Annotated in this window: 4 protein-coding genes; 2 read left to right on the top strand and 2 right to left on the bottom strand. The window is 72.0% G+C overall.

Annotation, left to right across the window (positions count from 1 at the left end; genetic code table 11):
* Positions 1–258 precede the first annotated feature (258 nt).
* Together PMI01_RS05770 and PMI01_RS05765 are read left to right on the top strand one after the other, a co-directional pair.
* Positions 259–687 (top strand): DUF350 domain-containing protein, encoded by a 429-nt coding sequence (locus PMI01_RS05770; RefSeq protein ID WP_007665168.1) that lies wholly within the window; start codon positions 259–261, stop codon positions 685–687.
* 25 nt (positions 688–712) lie between these two features.
* Positions 713–1,546 (top strand): S1 family peptidase, encoded by an 834-nt coding sequence (locus tag PMI01_RS05765; RefSeq protein WP_007665167.1) that lies wholly within the window; start codon positions 713–715, stop codon positions 1,544–1,546.
* On the opposite strand, the gene PMI01_RS05760 is transcribed toward PMI01_RS05765, so the two are convergent.
* Together PMI01_RS05760 and PMI01_RS05755 are read right to left on the bottom strand one after the other, a co-directional pair.
* Positions 1,543–3,261 (bottom strand): AmpG family muropeptide MFS transporter, encoded by a 1,719-nt coding sequence (locus PMI01_RS05760; RefSeq protein WP_007665166.1) that lies wholly within the window; start codon positions 3,259–3,261, stop codon positions 1,543–1,545. The genes PMI01_RS05765 and PMI01_RS05760 overlap by 4 nt on opposite strands.
* A gap of 34 nt (positions 3,262–3,295) precedes the next feature.
* Positions 3,296–4,843, bottom strand: coding sequence for a response regulator (locus PMI01_RS05755; protein ID WP_007665157.1), 1,548 nt, complete (start codon positions 4,841–4,843; stop codon positions 3,296–3,298).
* Positions 4,844–4,951 lie beyond the last annotated feature (108 nt).

The following is a 4,951-nucleotide window of genomic DNA, read 5'->3' as shown; positions in this document are numbered from 1 at the left end:
CGGACGCTCCGCCGCCTCCCCACACCTCAGCGGGTTCCCGCGTGAGATCACACCGACTTGCCCCCACCTGACCGCTGCGCGGTCTGTCCGCCCCCATAAGGGGCGCAGCGCGAGGCTCTTCCCCCTCTGGGGGAAGACGGCCGAAGGCCCGTAGGGGGCAAGTGATCAGGCGCCCGGGTTGTGAGACGAGCCCCCTACGCACGCCCCCGGAACCCGTGCTAGCAATGCCGTCCTCAAGTTTCGGGGTTCACCGTTTCCATGCCGTCACAGCTCCAGTCGCCCGAGATCCTGGCCTTCGCCAAGGGACTGCCCCTGACCCTGGGTCACGCCGCCATCACCCTGGCGATGCTGGTGCTGGGCACCGCGCTCTACGCCCTGCTGACCCCGCACAAGGAAATCAAGCTGATCCGCGAGGGCAACGCCGCCGCCGCCCTGTCGCTGGGCGGGGTGATGGTCGGCCTGGCCATTCCGCTGGCCACCTCGCTGTCGGCCTCGGTGTCGCCGCTGGAGATCGTGCTGTGGGGCGTCTCGACCATCGCCGTCCAGTTGCTGGTGTTCCGCATCACCGATATGCTGCTCAAGGGCCTGCCCGAGCGGATCAACGAGGGCGAGGTCGCCGCCGCCGCCCTGCTGGTCGGGGCCAAGCTCGCCACCGCCCTGATCCTTGCCGCCGCCGTGGCCGGCTGACGGCGGGGGACGCGGGGGCGATCCAGTGCATTTCCCGAGACTTCCGGACTGGCTGATCTACGGCGCGGTCGTGGCCGCCCTGCTGGTCGTGGCCGTCGGCCGGCAGGAGCGTTCCGACGCCCCGCCGCCGCCGCCGCCCGTGCCCGGCGGCGAGGGCCTGCCGCTGGGCCCGGCCTCGCCGTTCGACCCGTCCATCGTCGTCCAGGTGCCCGACAACGGCCAGCCGGGCAGCGGCACGGCCTTCTCGGTCGACGACGGCGGCTCGTGGCTGACCGCCCGCCACGTGGTTGACGGCTGCAAGGAGGCGGCCATCGTCGTCGCCGACGGCCGGGGCGTGGCGGCCCGGATCACCCTCGACCCCACCGGCGACGCCGCCATCCTGACCACCGAGGGCGGGGCGCCCGCCGTGCCGATGCGCGGCGTCGGCGACCCGCCGCGCCGGGGTGAGCGCGCCTTCCACCCCGGCTTCCCGCAGGGCCATCCCGGCGAGGTGACCTCCCGCCTGCTGGGCCGCGAGAACCTGGTGGTCCGGGGGCGCGGGGCGCGCACCGAGCCGGTGCTGGTCTGGGCCGAGGTCGGCCGCACCGACACCCTGAAGGGCACGCTGTCGGGCCTGTCGGGCGCCCCGGCCCTCGACAGCGCCGGGCGGGTGATCGGGGTCACCGTCGCCGAGTCACCGCGCCGGGGCCGGATCTACACGACCGCGCCGGAGACCGTCCGCGACCTGCTGGTCCAGGGCCGCCGCCGCGCCGCCGGCTTCGCCCTGGGCGAGGCGATCACCACCGAGAACTACGGCCGCGTCGCCGACGGCCTGCGCCGCGACCTGCGGGTGGCCCAGGTGGTGTGCTTGAAGGTCTAGGCTTCGGCCGCGACCGCCGCCTGGGCTTCCGCTTCGGCCTTGGCCGCCATGTGCCGGGGCTGGCGGCCTGCGACCAGGAAAGACAGCACGATCGCCGCGACGCCGATCAGGGCCGTATAGATGAAGAAGGCCGTATAGCCGGCGGCCATGGCCGGGGCGCTGACGCCCAGCTTGGCGCCGGCGGCGGTGAAGCTCTCGGGCGGCAGGCGGGTGAACAGGCTCTTCAAGGTTCCGATCGGCCCGCCCTTCTCGGCCGCGATCGCCGAGGCTTCGACGATGCGGCCCGACTGCGAGGCGATCAGCTTGCCCGGCAGGGCGTAGAGCGACGAGAACAGGGCGTACTGGGTGGCGGTGAAGCCCGCCGTGGTCAGGCTCGACATGTAGGCGATCAGGGCCGTGCCGGCCACGCCGCCGGCGATGTTGTCGATGCAGATCGAGGCGAACAGCATGGGCGTGCTGTGGCCGCTCATGGCGAGCAGGGCGAACATCAGGTTGCTGATCGGCTGGGCGAAGGCCCCGACGATCAGGGCTCTCATCAGGCCGAACCGGGCCACCACCACGCCGCCCAGGAACACGCCGGCCATCGAGGCGATGATGCCGAACACCTTCCGGATCTCGGCGATCTCGGTGAGCGTGAAGCCCATGTCGCGATAGAACGGGTTCATGATGTTGAGCACGAAGTCCGAGACCCGGTAGACGCAGATCGCCGCCAGGATCAGGCCGGCCACGCCCTCGAAGCGGGTCAGGAAATCCTTGAGCGGCGAGTATAGGGCCGTCGAGAGATAGACGCCGGGCTTGGTCGGAACCTTGGGGATCGGCCAGGCGGCGACGACGATCACGCCCAGGCCCAGCATGACGCCGGCCAATTGCAGCCAGACGCCGTTGGGCTTGGCCTTCCAGGCCTCGGCCAGGGCGTCGCCGCCGACGAAATTGGACAGCAGGCTGGCGTCGCCAGACAGGCCCGAGCCGACCAGCAGGGCGCCGGCCAGCAGGATGGCCAGGCGCGCCAGCCATTCGAGGAGTTCCAGGGCCTTGGGCTGGTTGATGCCATCGGTGTGAATGGGCCGGATCACATGGGCCTGTTCGCGCGGCGCCAGCAGGGTCGCGATCACGCCAATGGACATGGCCGCCGCCATGGCGAGGTAGGAGATGTTCCAGCCGAACCGTTCGGCCAGCAGCAGCGGCACGGCGCCGGCCATGATCATGGCGCCGCGATAGCCCCACTGCACGGCCACGGCCATCTGGCCCTGCCGCTCGGTGTCGACCACCTCGATGCGCCAGGCGTCGATGACGATGTCCTGGGTGGCGGTGGCGAAGCCGACGATCACCGCGATGGCGGCCATCAGCGGCAGGCTCTTGGCCGGATCGACCCCGGAGATCGCGATCAGGCCCAGGATGATCACCGCCTGGCAGGCCAGCATCCAGGCGCGGCGATGGCCCACCAGCCCATGCAGCACGGGAATCTTCGTGCGGTCGATCAGCGGGGCCCAGAGGAACTTGAACGAGAACGACAGGGTGGCCAGGCTGAAGAAGCCGATCACCGCCAGCGACAGACCCGCGTCGCGCAGCCACAGCGACAGGGTGTCGAAGATCAGCATGTAGGGCAGGCCCGAGCTGAACCCCAGGCCCAGCATGACCAGGCTGCGGCGCTCGCCGAAGAAGGCCAGGGTCTGGAGAAGAGTCTTCTTCGGCGCGGCTTCTGGCTGGTCGGTCATGCGTGGCGTTCCCCGGTGCGGGGACCGCCCCGCCTTAGCTGGCGACCTTGGCGCGCGTCGCCGCTTTCGTCCAGCCAAGCCCGGTCCAGTTGGTGAGCACGCCGCGCAGGGCCGAGGGCGTCAGGGGCTTGGCGAGGAAGTCGTTCATGCCGGCCGCCAGGCAGGCGCGGCGGTCCTCGTCGAAGGCGTCGGCGGTCAGGGCGACGATCGGGGTGGTGACGCCGCGTTCGCGCAGGGCCTTGGTCGCCTCGATGCCGTTCAGGCCCGGCATCCGCAGGTCCATCAGGATCAGGTCGTAGAAGCCGCGCGACAGGGCCGAGACGGCCTCGTCGCCGCTGGCGATGCGGTCGACCTTGCAGCCCTCGCGCTCCAGCAGGGCGCGGGCCAGCAGGGCGTTGATCGGATTGTCCTCGGCCAGCAGCACGCGGACGCCGGGGGCGGCGGCCGGGGCGATGCGGTCGTCGTCGGGCGTGCTGGACGCGGCGGGCGCGGCGACCTCGACGGAGGCGGTGCGGGCGGCGGCGCGCGCTTCCAAAACCTGGGCGATCAGCGAGGCGCGGCGCAGCGGTTTGATCAGGTAGCCGCTGAAGCCGGCGGCCTTCAGCTTGCCGATGCGGTCGCGCTGGTCGGGGGTCAGCAGCACCACGCAGGCCCGGTCGGCCGGGGGCCTGAGCGCCCCGCGCGGCCCGGCCAGCACGGCGTCGAGCAGCAGCACGGCCTCGGCCGGCGCGCCCTTCAGGGCCTCGGCGACGCTGGACCCCGAAAGGGCCTGGCCGCCGCTGGCCCGGATCTGGCGGATGGCGGCCTCGCGGATCATGGCGTTGGGCGAGGCGATGGCCACGCAGCGGCCCACAAGCGGCAGCTCGGCAGGTTCCACCGGCACGGTCTCGAACGGGGCCTCGAACCAGAAGTCGGCGCCCTGGCCCAGTTCGCCGCCGACCCCGGCCTCGCCCTGCATGGCGGCGGCCAGGCGGGCGACGATGGCCAGGCCCAGCCCGGCGCCGCCCAGCTGGGCCTGATGCGAGGGATCGGTCTGGACGAAGGCCTCGAAGATCGCGGCCCGCTTCTCGGGCTCGACGCCCGGCCCGGTGTCGCGGACCGAGAAGCGGACGCGGCCGTCCCCCGTCAGGTCGGCGCTCAGCAACACCCCGCCGGTCTCGGTGAACTTGATGGCGTTGCCGGCGTAGTTCAGCAGCACCTGCCGCAGGCGGCCCTCGTCGGCCAGGATGGTCGGCAGGCCGGGCGCGGCGGCCCAGGCGATCTCGATGTCCTTCTCGTGGGCCCGCGGGCTCAGCAGCTCGGACACCTGGCGCAGCAGGTTCTCGACGTCGACCGGGGCGGCGTGCAGGTCGATCGCCGTCGCCCCCAGGCGCGCGAAGTCCAGCACGTCGTTGACCAGTGACAGCAGGTGGTCGCCGCTCTCGCGCAGCGCCGCCACATAGGTCCGCTGCTCGGCGGTCAGGCGCGTGCCCTCCAGCAGCCGGGCCATGCCCAGCACGCCGTTCAGCGGGGTGCGGAACTCGTGGCTGAGGGTGGCCAGCTGTTCGGGGGTGACCCCGGCGGAGGAAGGACGGTTGCTCATGGGGGACGATCCTAGCGCCCACGGCTTAACGACGGGTCAAGCGGCGGAACGAAGTTCGGCGGGAGGGCAATGCGGCGGCGCGCTCATGAAACCCTCTCCCAGAGGGAG

Source organism: Caulobacter sp. AP07, assembly GCF_000281955.1.
Lineage (GTDB): Bacteria > Pseudomonadota > Alphaproteobacteria > Caulobacterales > Caulobacteraceae > Caulobacter.
The sequence above is the reverse complement of the archived record's forward strand: the minus strand, read 5'-3'. Positions and strand labels throughout refer to the sequence as shown.